Consider the following 15,267-nt stretch of genomic DNA (forward strand, 5'->3'; position numbering starts at 1 on the left):
TCGCATCAGCCCCGACATCACCTCTGCTTCTTTATTTTTCGCAAGGAGTTCCTCAATGGCGACGGTATCTACCCAGTCCATTCCGTTTCGAGAATGGGAGACCTGGGTTCAGGTAACCACTCCGGATGAGGCTCGACCGGGTGCCATTCCTCTTGTTGTGCTGCACGGTGGGCCGGGCATGGCGCATAACTACGTCCGGAATATTGCTGGGCTCGCCGAGACGGGGCGCACAGTCATCCACTACGACCAGCTTGGCTGCGGCCTGAGTACCCATTTGCCCGACGCCCCGGCGGAATTCTGGACTCCTCAGCTCTTCGTTGACGAGTTTGAAAACCTCGTGCGCCACCTCGGCTTCGACAGGGTGCACGTGCTTGGGCAGTCCTGGGGCGGGATGCTCGGTGCGGAGATCGCGGTGCGACAGGTTCCCCAACTGCAGAGCCTCGCCATCTGCAATTCGCCGGCCTCAATGCAGCTCTGGGTCGAGGGCGCCGCCGAACTGCGGTCACGACTGCCCGCGAAGGTGCAGGACGCACTCGATCGTCACGAGGCGGATGACACGCTAACGGACCCGGAATACCTGGAGGCGACGAAGGTCTTCTACGCGCGGCACGTCTGCCGGGTCGCTCCGACTCCCCAGGATCTCGTCGACAGCGAGAACCAGATGGAAGCGGAGCCGACGGTTTATCACACGATGAATGGGCCGAACGAATTTCACGTGATCGGCACACTGCGCGAGTGGAGCGTCATCGACCGACTGCCCGCCGTCGCGGTGCCGACCCTTGTGGTGGCCGGCGAATTCGACGAGGCCACACCCGCCACCCGGCAGCCATTCCTCGACCTCATCCCCGGCGCTGTCGCGCATGTCTTCGCGGGGGCGAGCCATTGCACCCATCTCGAACAGCCCGAACAGTTCCGGGCGATCATCGCCCACTTTTTGGACCAGAACGACCTGGACCAGAACGACCTGGACCAGAACGAGCAGTAACGCCACCTCATCCGAAGTTCCCTGTCCTGCCCCCTTTCCAGAAAGAGAGTCCGTCATGACTATCCGCAGTGATTCCCCGGGCTCTGCCGAGCTCAGCTCGCAGGAGAAGCTCGAGTCCTATGGCTACAAGCAGGAACTCAAACGATCCGTCTCCACGACGGACCTCCTCATCTACGGCCTCATCTTCATGGTGCCAATCGCGCCCTGGGCTATCTTCGGCACTGTCTACAACGCATCCGCCGGGATGGTGCCGCTGGTCTACATCATCGGTCTCGTGGCCATGATCTTCACCGCCCTCGCCTACGCCCAGATGGCCAAGTCCATCCCGCTCGCCGGATCCGTTTTCTCCTATGTGGGACGCGGCATCAACCCAACCTTCGGATTCTTCGCGGGCTGGGCAATTCTGCTCGATTACCTGCTGGTGCCGACTCTGCTCTACGTCTTCGCAGCCGAGTCGATGATCGGTATCTTCCCCGGATCCGCACGCTGGATCTGGGCGCTCATCTTCGTGGCCATCAATACCGTCGTGAACCTCCTCGGAATCTCGTCGCTCAAGATACTCAACCGAATCTTTCTGGCCATCGAGGTCGTGTTCATCGTGATCTTCGTGATCATCGCGGTCATCGCCCTCAACAACGGCACCATCCCCGGCGCCGAATTCAGTACCGCTTCCGTCTGGGACTCGAGCAAGGTCACCGGCCCGCTCATCGCCTCAGCCCTCTCGATTGCCGTGCTCAGTTTTCTCGGCTTCGACGGAATTTCCACTCTCGCTGAGGAATCAACCGGCCGCCGCAATTCGGCCGGCAAGGCCATGATTATCGCCCTGTTCATCGTGGCCTTCTTCTTCGTGCTTGAGACCTGGTTGGCGAGTGCCCTCGCTGCCGGGCGCACCTCTTTCCCCGACAACGAGGTGGGCAATGCCTTCTTCGATCTCGTGAGGGCCGCGTCCAACAGCGGCTGGGCCACGGCATTCTTCGTGGTCAACGTGCTTGCCGTCGGAGTCGCCAACGCCATGGCGGCGCAGGCGGCGACTTCGCGCTTGCTGTACTCGATGAGTCGGGACCGCCAACTACCGAAATTCCTCAGCACGATCAACAGCCGCCAGGTCCCGCAGGCCGCGATCCTCACCGTCTCGGTGCTGTCCGCCATCCTGGTGCTGTTCTTCGTCGGGCAGATCGATCTGATTTCGTCCCTCGTGAACTTCGGCGCCCTGTTCGGATTCATGCTGCTGCACGTCTCGGTGATCGTGCACTACATCGTGCGCAAGAAGTCGAAGAACTACCTCCTGCACCTCGTCGTGCCCGTCGTCGGATTTCTCATCATCGGCTATGTGTTGTTGAACGCCAATGACGCCGCAAAAATCGGCGGAATCGTCTGGCTGGTCGTCGGCCTGGGGGTGTACCTGTACTACCGCTGGTCGGGCCGCACGACGCCTACTCTCGGCGAAGAAGCCGAAGAGGCTGTGCCCGCCATGGGCGAGCGGGGCGAGCTGTAGACCATGGAGCACTTTCTCGATAAGAGTCACGGTCAACCGGGCTTCTCGGCATCCGCATCACCCGCGCTGCGCATCACACCGGGTACGGGGGAGCGAATCGGTTTCGAGACGAGCGATGCCGTCTACGCGGAACTCCATGAGCACCACGACATGTCCCGTTTGACGGCGCAAATCAACCCGGTGACCGGACCTGTATGGGTCGAGGGCGCGAAACCCGGGGACGCGCTCAAGGTCACCATTCATGAGATTCGGCTCAAAGACTACGGCTGGTCGGTCAGCATCCCGGGGTCCGGGGCCCTGCAGCATGTGATGGGCGAGGAGATATTCACCCGGAAGGTACCGATCGACGCCGAAGGGATTCACGTGACCGACCGTCACGTGTTTACGCCGCTTCCCATGATCGGATGTATCGGCACGGCGCCGGCACAGGGCTCGAACTCCACCCTCATGCCCTCCTACCCGCAGGGTGGAAACATGGACGTCACGGAGGTGCGCCCCGGTTCGATCGTCTACCTTCCGGTGATGACCGAGGGTGGCCTGCTGTCAATCGGCGATATTCACGCCATCATGGCGGAGGGGGAATCGTCGTTCGTGGCGATCGAAGCCGAGGGCATCGCGGTGGTCAGCATCGAGCTGGTAACCGGAATGGCGCTTCGTGCACCGCGCATCGAGACCGCGGACGAATGGATCTTCGTCGGCCTCGGGGAGCCGGTGCAGGAGAGCATCCGTCGCGGGTATGAGGACCTCTTCGGCTTTCTCGTCGATGATCAACACTGGGAACGGGGCGACGCCTATGCCGTCCTGAGCGCGGTGGGTCACTCCCGGCTTGGCGGGCCAACGGGCGCAATGGCGCCGGATCCGCTGCATCCGTTCGACGCCGTCGGCGCGGTAACGCTGCACCGACTTCCGAAGAGCGTGCTCTGAGGCGTCAGCCCCAGCCAAGGTCGTGCAGCTCGTCGTCGTCGATTCCGTAGAAGTGGGCGATCTCGTGCACGAGGGTCACGTGGATCTGGTCCTTCAGATCCCCAAGATCGGTGGCGACAGCGAGCAGCGGCTCTCGGTACAGGATGATGCGGTCCGGCAGTTCCCCGAAACCATAGTTGCCTCGACGGGTGAGGTCGACGCCGTCGTAGAGGCCGAGAAGGTCGAGTGAGCCGTCTTCGGGGCGGTCCTCGGTGACAAAAACCACATTCTCGAGCCCGTCGACCATCTCGTCGGGCAGGAGATCGAGCTCGTCGACCACCAGCTTCTCGAACTCCGCTGCGTCCAGCGAGTGCATCAGCGATCGAGGCAATCGACGAGCGAACCCTGCACGAAGCCGAGCCAGTCGTAGAGGTCGACGAGCGCCGAGTCTCCCGACCCGAGATCGTCATCGGTCTCGATACCCAGTCGCGCCGCGATCGTCAGGCGGATGTCGGTCAGCGACCGCAGCCAAGCCTCTGCCGCCTGCGCGTCCACCTTCACCGTCGTGGCCGAGCTCGCTCCGGCGGCTGTTGCGAGGTCGGCGACGATCCGGCGGGCGTTGGACGCCTTGCGAGACGCGAGGTCATCGGCGGTGAAGCGGCGGAACTCCGCGGAGGCTTCTGCGTCATCCGGATAGGCATCGGGGAGCAATCGCAGCAGCGCGGGGTCTGAATCGTGGGAGCCGCGATCGTCGAGCAGGGCAATGACCTGGGATGCGAGAATCGACAGGGTGCCGGCCTCGTCCGGATCGAAGACCGCGACGAACTGGTGCCGGGAGCGTCGGAAGGCCTTCATTCGCCGGCCTTGGCCAGAGTGGCCCACAGGCCGAAGTCGTGCATTGCCTCCACGTGCCGCTCCATCTCCTCGCGGCTGCCGGTGGCAACCACGGCACGTCCGTCGTGATGCACCTGCAGCATCCGCACGTTTGCCTCTGCTCTCGAGAACCCGAAGTAGCTCCGGAACACCCACGACACGTAGTTCATGAGGTTGACCGGGTCGTTCCAGACGATGGTCACCCAGGGAGAATCGAGCACCGTCGACTCGATGAGCTCCGTTTGCTCGAGAACATCACTCATGGCTCAACCTCGCATCTGAAGAATGGCACCGATGAAAAATGGCCCCGCATGAGCACGAGGCCATTCTTCGGCTGCAGTTACTGCAGTTCCCTGGGTGACCGACGGGGCTCGAACCCGCGACATCCGGCTCCACAAGCCAGCGCTCTACCAACTGAGCTACGACCACCATGCGTGCCGCCCACGATTATTCACGACCGACACAACTCCGCAATCTTATTACAGTCGCGGAGGGATTTCAGCCGCCCGTGTCGGGGAGAGGTGCGGCAGGAACTTCTCGACCACGGAGGCGGAGATCGCCTGCACGTCCTCGGTGGTCGGTCCGGGTTCCGCAACGAACACCGCTGAGCGGTAATAGTCCAGTTCGCGGATCGACTCCAGGATGTCTGCAAGGGCCCGATGCCCGCCGTTCTTGGCTGGCGCGTTGAAGTACACGCGCGGAAACCAGCGTCGCGAGAGCTCTTTAATCGACGAGACATCCACGTTGCGGTAATGCAGGTGGTTGTCGACGCGCGGCATGTATTTGGCCAGGAAGGTACGGTCGGTGCCGATCGTGTTTCCGGCCAAGGGGGCATGCTGCTCCGCGGGGATGAACCGCAAAATGTACTCGATCACCGCGAATTCGGCGTCGGCCAGGCTCACGCCGTCGGGGATCGCCTCGATGAGACCGGACTTCGTGTGCATATCCCGTACGAATTCGCCCATGTTGTCCCACGCGGCCTGGTCGGGCTTGATCACGATGTCAAAGCCCGGGTCGATGAGATTGAGATCGAAGTCGGTGATGACGACCGCGACCTCGACGAGCTCGTCGATGCTGACATCGAGCCCCGTCATTTCGCAGTCGATCCAGACGAGGCGGTCGATGTTTGCTGGCATTCGTGAATTCTATCGCTGGGCACCGATGCCGACGGCTCGAGGCCGGGCCGGCACCGGCGGTGCAAGGGGTTTAGGCGAGTTCGCCGACGCCGATGGATTCGGCCTCTTCGAGGAGCGGCTCAGGACCGTTGTTCACCCGGCCGAGGAAGCGGACGCCGGAGAGGACGAGGATTGCGGCAATGAGCACCGATCCGCCGGCGACGTAGTACGGCACGGACGGGGTAAACCAGAGCGCGAGTTGGGCGGCGAGCGGGGGAGCGGCGGCGCCCCCGAGGAAACGAACACCCGAATAGGCGGATGACGCTACCGAGCGCGGCAACTCGGTCGCCTCCATCACGGATTCGGTCAGCACCGTGTTGAGGATGCCGAGCAGCAGGCCGCCCAGGATTACGCAGATAATCAGCCCGAGCCGGCTGCTCGCGAAGACGCCAGCGGCGACGAGGTCGAGGGTGAGTAGCGGTAGCACGATGACCAGTACCGTCGTGCGGGGGAATCGAGCCGTCAGTAGGGGAGCTATCCAGACGGATGCGACCGCCACGCAGAGTCCCCAACCGAAGAAGATGAGGCCGAGCTGGATGGCCGCGCTCTCCTTCGGCAGATCGAGGGCGAACGGGGTCCAAGCCAGCAGGGTGAAGAACCCGATGTTGTAAAACAGTGCCGCCGCCGCGAGGATCGCCAGCGCGGGGTTGCCAAGCGCTCGGAACGGCGCCGAGAATTTCGTCGCGACTCGCGTCGACCTGTCATCCGCGTCGAGCAGCACCACGATCGCCACGAAGGCGATCGCCATCAGGGCCGCGGTTCCGAAGAACGGCCCGCGCCAACTCACACTGCCGAGAAGGCCGCCGAGCAGTGGTCCGACGGCGATGCCGAGACCGAGAGCCGCTTCATAGAGGATGATCGCCGATGACGTGCCGCCGCTCGCGGCTCCCACTATGGTCGCGAGCGCCGTCGAGATGAACAGCGCGTTGCCGAGACCCCAGCCAGCGCGGAATCCGATGACCGACTCGACACTGCCGCTGAGCGCGGCAAGCAGCGCAAAAACGACGATGAAGGCCAGGCCGATCATCAGCGTTTTCTTGGCGCCGATACGGCTCGAGATCCAGCTGGTGACAAACATCATCACCCCGGTGATCAGCAGGTAGCTCGTGAAGAGCAGTTCGGTCTGGGCCGCGGTTGCGGAGAGCTCGTGGGCGATGGCGGGCAGGATCGGATCGACAAGGCCGATGCCCATGAATGCGACGACGCAGGCGAACGCGACCGCCCAGACCTCCGTTGGCTGCTTCAGGATGCTCGCTCCGGCGGATTTTTTGTTTGCCACCTCAGGCCACTTTCCGAGGGGTATTGGTTCGAGACTCGAGGATGGCGACGGCACGCTCGAGGATGTCTATCTCGTCGGCGTTCAGGTCCGAGAACATCGGCTGAAGTGCCTCGCCGAGTTCCGTACGCCAGGTATCGAGGGCCTTCGTGCCCGTGTCGGTGATCGCAATCAGCCAGGCACGGGAGTCCGCGACATCCGCGATCCGGTAGATGAGTTCATCTTCGGCGAGGTTCTGGATGAGTTTCGTCATGGTCGGCTGCGTCACTCGGCTGGCCTTGGCGAGGTCTCCGATGCGATATGAGCCATCGCTCGCGAGAATCGAAAGGGTTCGCCACACTGCGGCTGGTGTGGTGCTTCCCGTAGCCTGCGCGGCGACACGGGTGAGGCGATTGGCTTCGACGATAAGTTTCTCGACGAGGGGGCGCTCTGTTTTTGGCATACCACAATCATATAGTAAAACTATATAGTTTAGCTATGATTAGGCAAAACGCTAAAAATTCGCGATTTGCGCAGGTCAGGCGTGTGCGCAGGCCAGGTATTTGCACAGGCCGGACACTCAGGCGTTCACCCGAGAAGCTTCTCGAGCACACCGCATCCCAAACGTAGGCTGGAGCACGTGACCTTCGCCCTCGCCATCCTGCTTCTCGTCAATGCCGCCTTCACCGTGGTCGTCTGGCCCACCTTCTATCGACGGGTCGCCGCTGACAGCCGGGCACGGGATGCCGCGGGCGCGGCCACCCGATTTCTCACCGTCCATCGCGTGATCGTGGGCATCGCGTACCTGATTGCCGCGGCATCGGCGATTGTCGCGATTGTCTCGTTCTTCTGAGGTTGCCCGCCCGGTCGTGGTAGTAATGGAGCATGACTGACGCGCACCCGACCCTCGCTCACGGCGACGAATACATCGCCATCTACCAGGGCGGCCCCAATGATGGGCAGATCGATACCCGCATCTCTACGGACGGCGGGTTCGACACCGAGATCACCGTGCTCACCGCGGTCGGTGGCAAAGAGACTCTTACCGATTACAACCTCGTCGACTTTACCGAGGTGGGCGGCAAGTATCACGTGAACTACGCCTACGACGCGAAGGACAGCGAGCCGTTCGACGATCCGGAAGACCGGGGCGATCGCCAGTAGCCGAACCCCGTCGGCGTCGTGCAGCTCCTCTTCTTCTCCTCGGCGTTCTGTGATCCGTGCATCCAGACGCGCGCCGTGCTCGATCAGGCGTCGAAGCTCGTTCCTGCATTGAAGATCGCGGACCTGGATGTCGCGGCCCACGCCGACGAAGCCGAGCGGGCCGGCATCCGCTCGACTCCGACCGTGATCGTGCTCGACGACAAGGGCGCGGAAGTGTTCCGCGCAGAGGGTGCTCCGAGCCTCGACCAGGTGCTGGTGGCCCTGGCGAGAGCGATCTGAGGCGAGCCGCTCGATTCAGTCGCGAGCCGGGATGGCCGCGCTGTAGACGGTGATCACATCGGCGAGGAACCGCTCCACGGTCTCACGATCGCTTTCCGAGAGGCGTGAGGCGACTCCCGAGATGCCCGCGAGCATGGGGATGAGCGTCTCAAACGCGGCCTGCGCGGAGGCCGGGCTCGGCACGACCACAACTTTACGTCGATCGTGTGCGTGCGGTTCGCGATGAACGTGACCGAGCGCGGCGAGGCGATCGACCACCACTGTCGTAGCGGCGGTGGAGATGTCGAGGTGTCGCGCCAGATCGCTCGGGCTGAGCGGCCCCTCCTTCATAAGATGTTCCATTGCGGACAGGTCGGTGTCGTTCACCGAAAGCGACCTGCCGACATGCTTCTGGAACAGGTTGGAGAGAGTTGAGATCTCGCGCAGTTGCTCACCGATGCCGCCCGTATCGGGGAGCGGTCCCGACTTGCGCAATTCGTCCATAAGATACATGCTAGACGATTAGATAGCTAAAGAATCTAGCAATCAAATCAATTGGAGGAATTGTGACGGCGATCTGGAGATTCATCAGCGGTCGGCGAACGGCGTGGATCGTGCTCGTCGGCACCATCGTGGCGGTCGGTCTGCTGTTCTCCCTCCTGCCGAAAAGCGCCGGCAACGACTTCCCAAGCACCGGACTGCCCACCTCGAGCCAGGCCGCACAGGTGGATGCTGCGCTCGCCAAGTTCCCCTCGGCGGAGCAGACGGCGGCGATCCTCGTCTGGAGTCGGGGCGACGCGAAGCTCACCACCGCCGACCGCACCGCCATCACCGAACGGGCCACTGCCCTCGGCGAGCTGTCGACCGCGTCTCGCGCCACGGCGCCGAAGTTCAGCGACGACGGCACCGCCGCCCTCTCTGTGGTGCCCCTTGGCACGAAGGCCGTCGATAAAAACGTTGCGGGCACCGCCGACTCCCTTCGCGCGGCCGCGGCGAAGAACCTGCCCTCTGGACTCCACAGTTACCTCACCGGCGGCGTCGGATTCCAGGCCGACATCAGCAACGCCTTCGCTGGCGCCGACTTCAAGCTTCTGCTCGTCACGGTGATTGTCGTCGCCGTTCTGCTGATCATCACCTATCGCAGCCCGGTGCTCTGGATTGTGCCGCTCGTGGTTGTCGGTACGGCGGATGGTCTCGCCGGTGCAGTGGTCTCGGCCCTCGCCAAACCCTTCGGAATCACCCTGGATGCCTCGGTCAGCGGCATCCTCTCGGTGCTGGTCTTCGGGGCCGGCACGAACTATGCACTGCTGCTCGTCGCGCGCTATCGAGAGGAATTGCAGAAGGTCGAGGACCGCTCCCTCGCGATGCTCACCGCGGTGAAGAGCGCGGGACCAGCGATCGCCGCGAGCGGTGGAACGGTCGCGCTCAGCCTCATCACCCTGCTCTTCGCGCAGTTGGCCGGCAACCGAGCCCTCGGCTTCGCCTGCGCGATCGGAGTGGTCGTGGCCATACTCTTCGCCCTCATCGTGCTGCCGGCAGCGCTCGTCGTGTGCGGTCGGGGACTCTTCTGGCCCTTCGTGCCGCGTGTGCACGAGGCATCCGCTGTAGCCAAGGACGGCTTCTGGGCTCGTCTCGGACGCGGAGTCTCCCGGCGCCCGGTACTCATCACCGTGCTCTCCGTGGCCAGCGTCGGGGTGCTGACCCTCGGGCTGTCCGGCTTCTCCGTCGGTCTCTCCCAGACGGAACAACTGCTCGGCAACCCCGAGTCTGTGGTGGCCCAGAAGATCGTTGACCGGTCCTTCTCGGCGGGGCTCACCAGCCAGACCACAGTGCTCACTCCGAAGGATGCCGCGGCAGACGCCACGACGATTGCGCAGAGCACCAGGGGCGTCGACTCCGTCACCCAGGGGGAGAGCGCCAACGGTCTTGCCCAGCTCACCGTCTCGCTCACCGACGCTCCCGGCAGCGACGCGGCATTCACGACGATCACGACGTTGCGCTCGGCCTATGCCGACAAATCCGGAGCCGTCGGCACGACGATCGTGGGGGGTCGGGATGCCACTGCCCTCGATACCCGTACCCTCTCGCAGCACGACCAGGACCTCATCATCCCGATCATCCTTGCGATCGTATTCGCCATCCTCGCGATTCTTCTCCGCTCACTCATCGCGCCCGTTCTGCTGATCGCGAGCGTGCTGGCGACCTTCTTCGCGAGCCTGGGGGCTGGCAACTGGATTTTCACCCACCTGCTCGGATTTCCCGCCTTCAACACCAATGTGATCCTGTTTGCTTTCCTGTTCCTCGTGGCACTTGGAGTGGACTACAACATCTTCCTCACCACTCGAGCACGAGAGGAACGGAGGCTGCACGGCACATCAGAGGGCATGATCCGCGCCCTATCCTCGACGGGCGCGGTAATCACTAGTGCCGGCATCCTGCTGGCAGCCGTGTTTGCTGTGCTCGGCGTGCTGCCCGTGGTCGCGCTCACGCAGATCGGCGTGATCGTGTGCATCGGAGTGCTCTTCGATACCCTGGTGATTCGCACGGTGCTGGTGCCGGCGATGGTGTTCATCACGAAGGACTTCTTCTGGTGGCCCTCTCACCGCCTCGCCCACAAACACACGATCGCGCGGGACTCCGACAGCGCGTCGGAGTCTATGGTCGAGGCGGCACGGCACTGATCTGGTCGTCGATACTGATCTGGCCGTCAATCCCGCGCTGTCGGGATACCCGGCGGAAAATGATCTCGATGGCGATGCATCCGATCGCTGCGACTCCGAATGTGACAGTAACCAGCTGTCCGGAGGGGAGCGCGAAGTCGAGGAAGTCCCGGACCACTGGCACAACGAAACACCCCGCCAGCACGATGATCAGGGTGAACAGCAGGAGAACTCTCCCGCGTGTCACCGGGCGAGACGTGACGAGGAGTACCCAGAATCCGAGAATCGATAGTGCGATCGCGGCCGCCGTCGCACTCTCGCGTGCCGGGTACGTTCCCGAAAGTCGGGCATAGGCGAGCACCCCAACGAGCACCATCGCGGTCACCACTCCCGCGGGGATCGAGAATCTCAGCGATCGGCGAAGAAAGCCTGGTCGATAGGGTCGCTGCTCGACGGCCAGGGCGAGGAACAGCGCCGGAATACCGATGGTGAGACCGTCGGTCGGGGCGAACTGACGCGGTAGAAAAGGAAATTTCCAGAGCAGCACTCCGACCGCAACCGACAGGAGAATCGCGTAGACCGACTTTGTGAGAAACAGCTTCGACACTCGCTCGATGTTGACGATCACACGTCTGCCCTCGGCAACCACCTTCGGCAGCCGAGAGAACTGCCCGTCGAGCAGTACCATCCGAGCCACAGACTTTGTGGCTGCGGCGCCCGAGCCCATAGCGATTCCGATGTCCGCGGCCTTGACGGCGAGGGCATCATTGACACCGTCGCCCGTCATCGCCACCACATGCCCGCGCTGCTGCAGTGCGCGCACCAGTTGCCGTTTTTGAATGGGGGTCACCCGCCCGAAAACCGAATGCGTCTCGAGAATTTGGCCCATTTCGTCGAGGTCAGTGGGCAGTTCACGAGCGTCGTAGCCCGCGCCGTCGAAGACCAGGCCCACTTGCCGGGCGATCGTGGCGGCGGTCTGCGGGTTGTCGCCGGAGATCACCCGCAACGAAACGCCCTGCTCGCGAAAATAGGCGACGGTGTCGGCCGCATCAGGCCTGATCTTCTCGGCGAAGGTGACGAGCGCAATCGGCTGAAGCAGCCCAGTCAACCGGTGAGCGGATACCTCGGTCTCCGTCAGCTCCTCATCGCTGTGAGCGAGGACGAGCGTCCGTGGCCCGAGTCGGATCAAGCGGGCGAGTTCCTTCTCCAGGACGGGATGTGCTTTGCCACCCGCGAGAACAATTTCCGGTGCGCCGAAAACCCAGGTTCCGATAGTGGGCCCCTGGGGGATGCTCAGGGCACTCCACTTTCGGTCCGACGAAAAGGGCACGGAAGAACTCGGTTTCAGGGCGCCCGCGGAGAAGGCATCCCGCAGGCAGCGTGCGGTGGCGTTCGCGTCGTCATCAGCACCGAAGCAGCCCAGCACCGCCTCCCAGCCTGGCGGGGGCGAATCGCAGACGCTGTGCACGGCATCGAACGCAATGGCGCCGTCGGTGAGGGTGCCCGTCTTATCAAAACAGATCGTGTCTACCCGAGCGAGAATTTCGATGGCTGCGATCTCCTGCACGAGCACTTCTGATCGCGCCAACTTCGCCGCAGCCAGTGCGAATGAGATGCTGATCATGAGAATGAGACCCTGCGGGATCACGCTCGCCGCGCTCGCCACCGTGCCGATCAAAACCTCCCGCCAACGACCGGACTGGAGCATCGCATCCCATCCGCCCGCGGCCTGCATCTGCGCATTGAGGACCAGAATAATCAGGGGAGCGAGCCCCCAACTGACCCACCGCACGATGCGATTGGCAGCGTTGCGCAGTTCGGAATTGACCAGGGAGAAGCGTTTCGCCTCGGCAGTGAGGCGGCTCGAATAGGAATCGGCCCCGACCTGCTTCACCCGGGCGGTTCCGTGCCCGGCGGCCACGGCTGATCCGGAAAGCACGCTGGTCCGCACTGCTTTGCCGACCGGGTCCGTCTCCCCGGTCAGCAGCGACTCATCGATTTCGAGGTCGACGTCGCTCACGATGATGGCGTCGGCAGGAACCTGGTCTCCGACGCGGAGCACGAGCAGATCGTCGATGACAACCTGATCGGTGGGGATCTGCGTGGTCATTCCATCTCGCATGACTCGCGCCGGGGTCGCGCTGAGAAGGGCGAGCGAATCGAGCAGGCGCTTAGCGCGGAATTCCTGCAGCACTCCGATCAACACGTTCGCCAGGGCCGTGAGTCCGAACAGGCCGTCCTGCCAATCGCCGAACAGGAGAAGCACGACAGTGCTGGCCCCTACGACAGCATTGAACAGGGTGAACAGGTTGGCCCGAAGGATATGCCAGAAGCTCCGGCTCGATCCGCGAGAACTGACGTTGGTGAAGCCGGCACGAACTCGAGCCGCCACCTCGTTCTGATCCAGTCCGCGAACGGCCAATTCTGCATCATTCAGAGCAGGGAGCGCAGAGTAGCCGGGAGTGGGCACCGGGTCCGTGCCCGACGGTAACTGCGGTGAGGGAATGATCGCCTCAATCTAGTCGACAGGCGGTAGTCGACAGGCGGTAGTCGACAGGCGGTAGTCGACAGTCGGCTTCTCGCTCGGCTCGTCATCGATCGCCCCTGATTCGCTGTCGGCACTAGCGATCTGCGGCCGTCAGGAGCAGAATTATGGCTAGGAAGACTGCAGCACTGCGGACGCGGCCTCAGACCTGTCGGGCAAGGGTCAGGCGAGAACTGGTGCGTGGTGCTGCAGCACAGGCAGTGCGAGCCGCGTAGTACTCTGGGGACCGTCCTCCCCCCGTAGCTCAGCGGAAGAGCGTGTGGTTTCTACCCACTTGGCCGGGGGTTCGAATCCCTCCGGGGGGACTCTGCCAGCCGGGGGATTTGCGCGCCAGTCCCCAGCGACTGAGCGATATCGCACCTTTCGAATCAGCGTTTTACACGGTGCCCGGTTCGGGTCAGCCGCGCCACTCATCGTGTCGGTGTTCGTCGTGTTCGTCGTGGTTGTCGTGGTTGTCGTGGTTGTCGTGACCGTGATGATCATCGTGGTCGTGATTTTCGGGAGCTGAACCTTCTGACCGCGGCTCCTGGTGCGTCTCCGACTGGACAATCTCACCCTCGATGATCTCGGATTCTGACGACTGCGGCTCGGTGTCAGGTTCTGCGTGAACAGGTTCTGCGTGAACTGGTTCTGCGTGTTCGGGTTCGACCTTCTCCGGTTCGACCTTCTCGGGCTCGACCACTTTCGGCGGCGGGTTGGCAGCGAAGATTGATGCCTCCGACACGTCGTGTGATGAGGTGTCGGCTGGCTCGACCAGGGGATGAGGCCCGTCGCCGACGGGCCCGGTGGCCTCAGGCGAGCTCGGTTCGACGCGTGCGGCGGCAGTGGCCCCCGGAGGGCCCATCTCCAGCGCAACAGTCTCGGCGGCGGGGGCCGCGGCGGACGCGAGGCTGGCAGCGAGGCCGGCGGCAGCAACGGCCGAAGTTGTCTCGGTGAGCGGCGCATCGATCGGCGCAAGCGCCCGGGGGCGGGTCAACGGGGTGGTCGTCACCGTGGGGATCGGACCGGTCTCCGTCACCTGTTGGGCAGCCCACTTCTGTTGCTGGTGAACGAGCTCCTGCTCACTCGCCGAAGACTCGTATGCCCAGGAGTCGATGTCGTTCTTGAAGAGCTTCTTGGCCCGGCTCGGGCGACCCTGCCACTCGATCAGTCGATCGCGGAAAACGAGAAGGGACTGCTCGGCCTGGAAGCTGTAGGAGATGGCGTTACGCTTCATTCCTGCGATCTCGTGGCTGGCCCAGTCCGCAGCGAGACCGGTACCCGCGATCGGAAGCAGGCGCAGGCGAATTTCGGCGTCTCCAATGAGATGGTCTATGTGCTGCTGCTCCGGTGCCGGCAGTGTGTTCCAGACGGCCGCCTTGCGGGCAGCGCTGATGAGGGCGGTGACGGCGGATGCGCGCACCTCACGCTCGCTCAGTTCGATCACCTTGCGCGCCGAAGCGCGCCCGATCGCGGCGGCGACGATACCCGCGACGACGATCGCCACGAAGGGGATAACCGCCGTCGAGATGATGCGCCAGCCGTTGTCGGAGTTGAGCCAGTCGAGAAAGTCGGTCCACCATTGCATGCCCGAACTTTAACCCGGGTCTTGGCGAGTTTCAGCGACCGCCTGTGGCGAGTCTCCAACTGCTTTCGGCCCCGGGCATCGGCCGGTATACCGGCCGGGAGCCCGCCTCAGAAGCCGAAACAATCGATCGCGTCATCCATGCTCCAGAATTCGCCCATCTCAACGAATCGGCGCTGGCGCGCAATGAATCTTTTCGCGCGGAATCGAAGACCCGCGCGCACCCGAAACAGCTCAACGTAGCCAAGCACGTCGCCGGACGGTCGCGTCACCCTCCACAGCTCGTCGTGCAACTGCACAAGATGGAGTCCGGGACGAGCGACGGCCTGGGTGCTAGTGAAAGCAAGAGTGGTCATGCGGATTCCTTGATTCAGCCGGCCCGGTTGTCTG

The 15,267-nt window shown here is 63.3% G+C and carries 17 protein-coding genes and 2 tRNA genes; 8 read left to right on the forward strand and 11 right to left on the reverse strand.

Going from position 1 to position 15,267, the window contains the following annotated elements:
• Positions 1-55 precede the first annotated feature (55 nt).
• From RCH11_RS00740 to RCH11_RS00750, 3 genes are read left to right on the forward strand one after another with little or no spacing between them, the layout of a single operon-like run.
• Positions 56-985: a proline iminopeptidase-family hydrolase gene (locus tag RCH11_RS00740; protein WP_327055074.1), complete on the forward strand. Its 930-nt coding sequence runs from the start codon at positions 56-58 to the stop codon at positions 983-985.
• Positions 986-1,040: 55 nt separating this feature from the next.
• Positions 1,041-2,480, forward strand: a complete 1,440-nt coding sequence (locus RCH11_RS00745) for an APC family permease (RefSeq protein ID WP_327055075.1) — start codon at positions 1,041-1,043, stop codon at positions 2,478-2,480.
• 3 nt (positions 2,481-2,483) lie between these two features.
• Positions 2,484-3,404: an acetamidase/formamidase family protein gene (locus RCH11_RS00750; RefSeq protein ID WP_327055076.1), complete on the forward strand. Its 921-nt coding sequence runs from the start codon at positions 2,484-2,486 to the stop codon at positions 3,402-3,404.
• Between the two features lie 4 nt (positions 3,405-3,408).
• Here the strand turns inward: RCH11_RS00750 and RCH11_RS00755 are convergent, their stop codons facing one another.
• The 7 genes from RCH11_RS00755 to RCH11_RS00785 all read right to left on the reverse strand — a co-directional run bounded on the left by RCH11_RS00755 (position 3,409) and on the right by RCH11_RS00785 (position 7,149).
• Complete coding sequence (locus RCH11_RS00755; protein WP_327055077.1) at positions 3,409-3,759, reverse strand: metallopeptidase family protein; 351 nt, start codon at positions 3,757-3,759, stop codon at positions 3,409-3,411.
• Positions 3,759-4,238: a DUF2017 domain-containing protein gene (locus tag RCH11_RS00760; protein ID WP_327055078.1), complete on the reverse strand. Its 480-nt coding sequence runs from the start codon at positions 4,236-4,238 to the stop codon at positions 3,759-3,761. Before RCH11_RS00760 ends, RCH11_RS00755 begins: the two co-directional genes overlap by 1 nt.
• Positions 4,235-4,519 carry an ATP-dependent Clp protease adapter ClpS gene (clpS, locus tag RCH11_RS00765; protein WP_327055079.1) on the reverse strand — a complete coding sequence of 95 codons (285 nt, stop codon included), beginning with the start codon at positions 4,517-4,519 and terminating at the stop codon, positions 4,235-4,237. The genes RCH11_RS00760 and clpS overlap by 4 nt, the downstream gene beginning before the upstream one ends.
• A gap of 93 nt (positions 4,520-4,612) precedes the next feature.
• Positions 4,613-4,685, reverse strand: a tRNA-His gene (locus tag RCH11_RS00770).
• 50 nt (positions 4,686-4,735) lie between these two features.
• A complete protein-coding gene (gene orn, locus RCH11_RS00775) occupies positions 4,736-5,392 on the reverse strand; it encodes an oligoribonuclease (protein ID WP_327055080.1) in 657 nt (218 codons plus the stop codon).
• Positions 5,393-5,462: 70 nt separating this feature from the next.
• Positions 5,463-6,710: an MFS transporter gene (locus RCH11_RS00780; protein WP_327055081.1), complete on the reverse strand. Its 1,248-nt coding sequence runs from the start codon at positions 6,708-6,710 to the stop codon at positions 5,463-5,465.
• Position 6,711: 1 nt separating this feature from the next.
• Entirely contained in the window at positions 6,712-7,149 is a 438-nt protein-coding gene (locus RCH11_RS00785) for a MarR family winged helix-turn-helix transcriptional regulator (RefSeq protein WP_327055082.1), read from the reverse strand.
• A 177-nt stretch (positions 7,150-7,326) separates the two neighbouring features.
• Here RCH11_RS00785 and RCH11_RS00790 point away from each other — a divergent pair, with 177 nt between their 5' ends.
• Genes RCH11_RS00790 through RCH11_RS00800 form a run of 3 tightly spaced genes read left to right on the forward strand, consistent with a single transcriptional unit; the run spans position 7,327 to position 8,129 of the window.
• On the forward strand, positions 7,327-7,539 hold the full coding sequence (locus RCH11_RS00790) for an SCO4848 family membrane protein (RefSeq protein WP_327055083.1): 213 nt from the start codon (positions 7,327-7,329) through the stop codon (positions 7,537-7,539).
• Positions 7,540-7,571: 32 nt separating this feature from the next.
• Positions 7,572-7,850 (forward strand): oligoribonuclease, encoded by a 279-nt coding sequence (locus RCH11_RS00795; protein WP_327055084.1) that lies wholly within the window; start codon positions 7,572-7,574, stop codon positions 7,848-7,850.
• 18 nt (positions 7,851-7,868) lie between these two features.
• Complete coding sequence (locus RCH11_RS00800) at positions 7,869-8,129, forward strand: thioredoxin family protein (RefSeq protein ID WP_327055085.1); 261 nt, start codon at positions 7,869-7,871, stop codon at positions 8,127-8,129.
• Between the two features lie 15 nt (positions 8,130-8,144).
• Here RCH11_RS00800 and RCH11_RS00805 read toward each other — a convergent pair whose 3' ends face one another.
• Positions 8,145-8,612 (reverse strand): MarR family winged helix-turn-helix transcriptional regulator, encoded by a 468-nt coding sequence (locus tag RCH11_RS00805; protein ID WP_327055086.1) that lies wholly within the window; start codon positions 8,610-8,612, stop codon positions 8,145-8,147.
• Between the two features lie 62 nt (positions 8,613-8,674).
• Between RCH11_RS00805 and RCH11_RS00810 the strand changes: the two genes are divergently transcribed.
• Positions 8,675-10,789 carry an MMPL family transporter gene (locus RCH11_RS00810; protein WP_327055087.1) on the forward strand — a complete coding sequence of 705 codons (2,115 nt, stop codon included), beginning with the start codon at positions 8,675-8,677 and terminating at the stop codon, positions 10,787-10,789.
• On the opposite strand, the gene RCH11_RS00815 is transcribed toward RCH11_RS00810, so the two are convergent.
• Complete coding sequence (locus tag RCH11_RS00815; RefSeq protein ID WP_327055088.1) at positions 10,764-13,190, reverse strand: HAD-IC family P-type ATPase; 2,427 nt, start codon at positions 13,188-13,190, stop codon at positions 10,764-10,766. The two genes, RCH11_RS00810 and RCH11_RS00815, sit on opposite strands and share 26 nt — an antisense overlap.
• A gap of 356 nt (positions 13,191-13,546) precedes the next feature.
• Between RCH11_RS00815 and RCH11_RS00820 the strand changes: the two genes are divergently transcribed.
• A tRNA-Arg gene (locus tag RCH11_RS00820) sits at positions 13,547-13,618 on the forward strand.
• Positions 13,619-13,710: 92 nt separating this feature from the next.
• On the opposite strand, the gene RCH11_RS00825 is transcribed toward RCH11_RS00820, so the two are convergent.
• Both RCH11_RS00825 and RCH11_RS00830 read right to left on the reverse strand, forming a co-directional pair.
• A complete protein-coding gene (locus RCH11_RS00825) occupies positions 13,711-14,880 on the reverse strand; it encodes a hypothetical protein (protein ID WP_327055089.1) in 1,170 nt (389 codons plus the stop codon).
• Positions 14,881-14,987: 107 nt separating this feature from the next.
• Positions 14,988-15,233 carry a hypothetical protein gene (locus RCH11_RS00830; RefSeq protein WP_327055090.1) on the reverse strand — a complete coding sequence of 82 codons (246 nt, stop codon included), beginning with the start codon at positions 15,231-15,233 and terminating at the stop codon, positions 14,988-14,990.
• Positions 15,234-15,267: the final 34 nt, after the last annotated feature.

Source organism: Glaciihabitans sp. GrIS 2.15 (assembly GCF_035984695.1).
Taxonomy (GTDB): domain Bacteria; phylum Actinomycetota; class Actinomycetes; order Actinomycetales; family Microbacteriaceae; genus Lacisediminihabitans.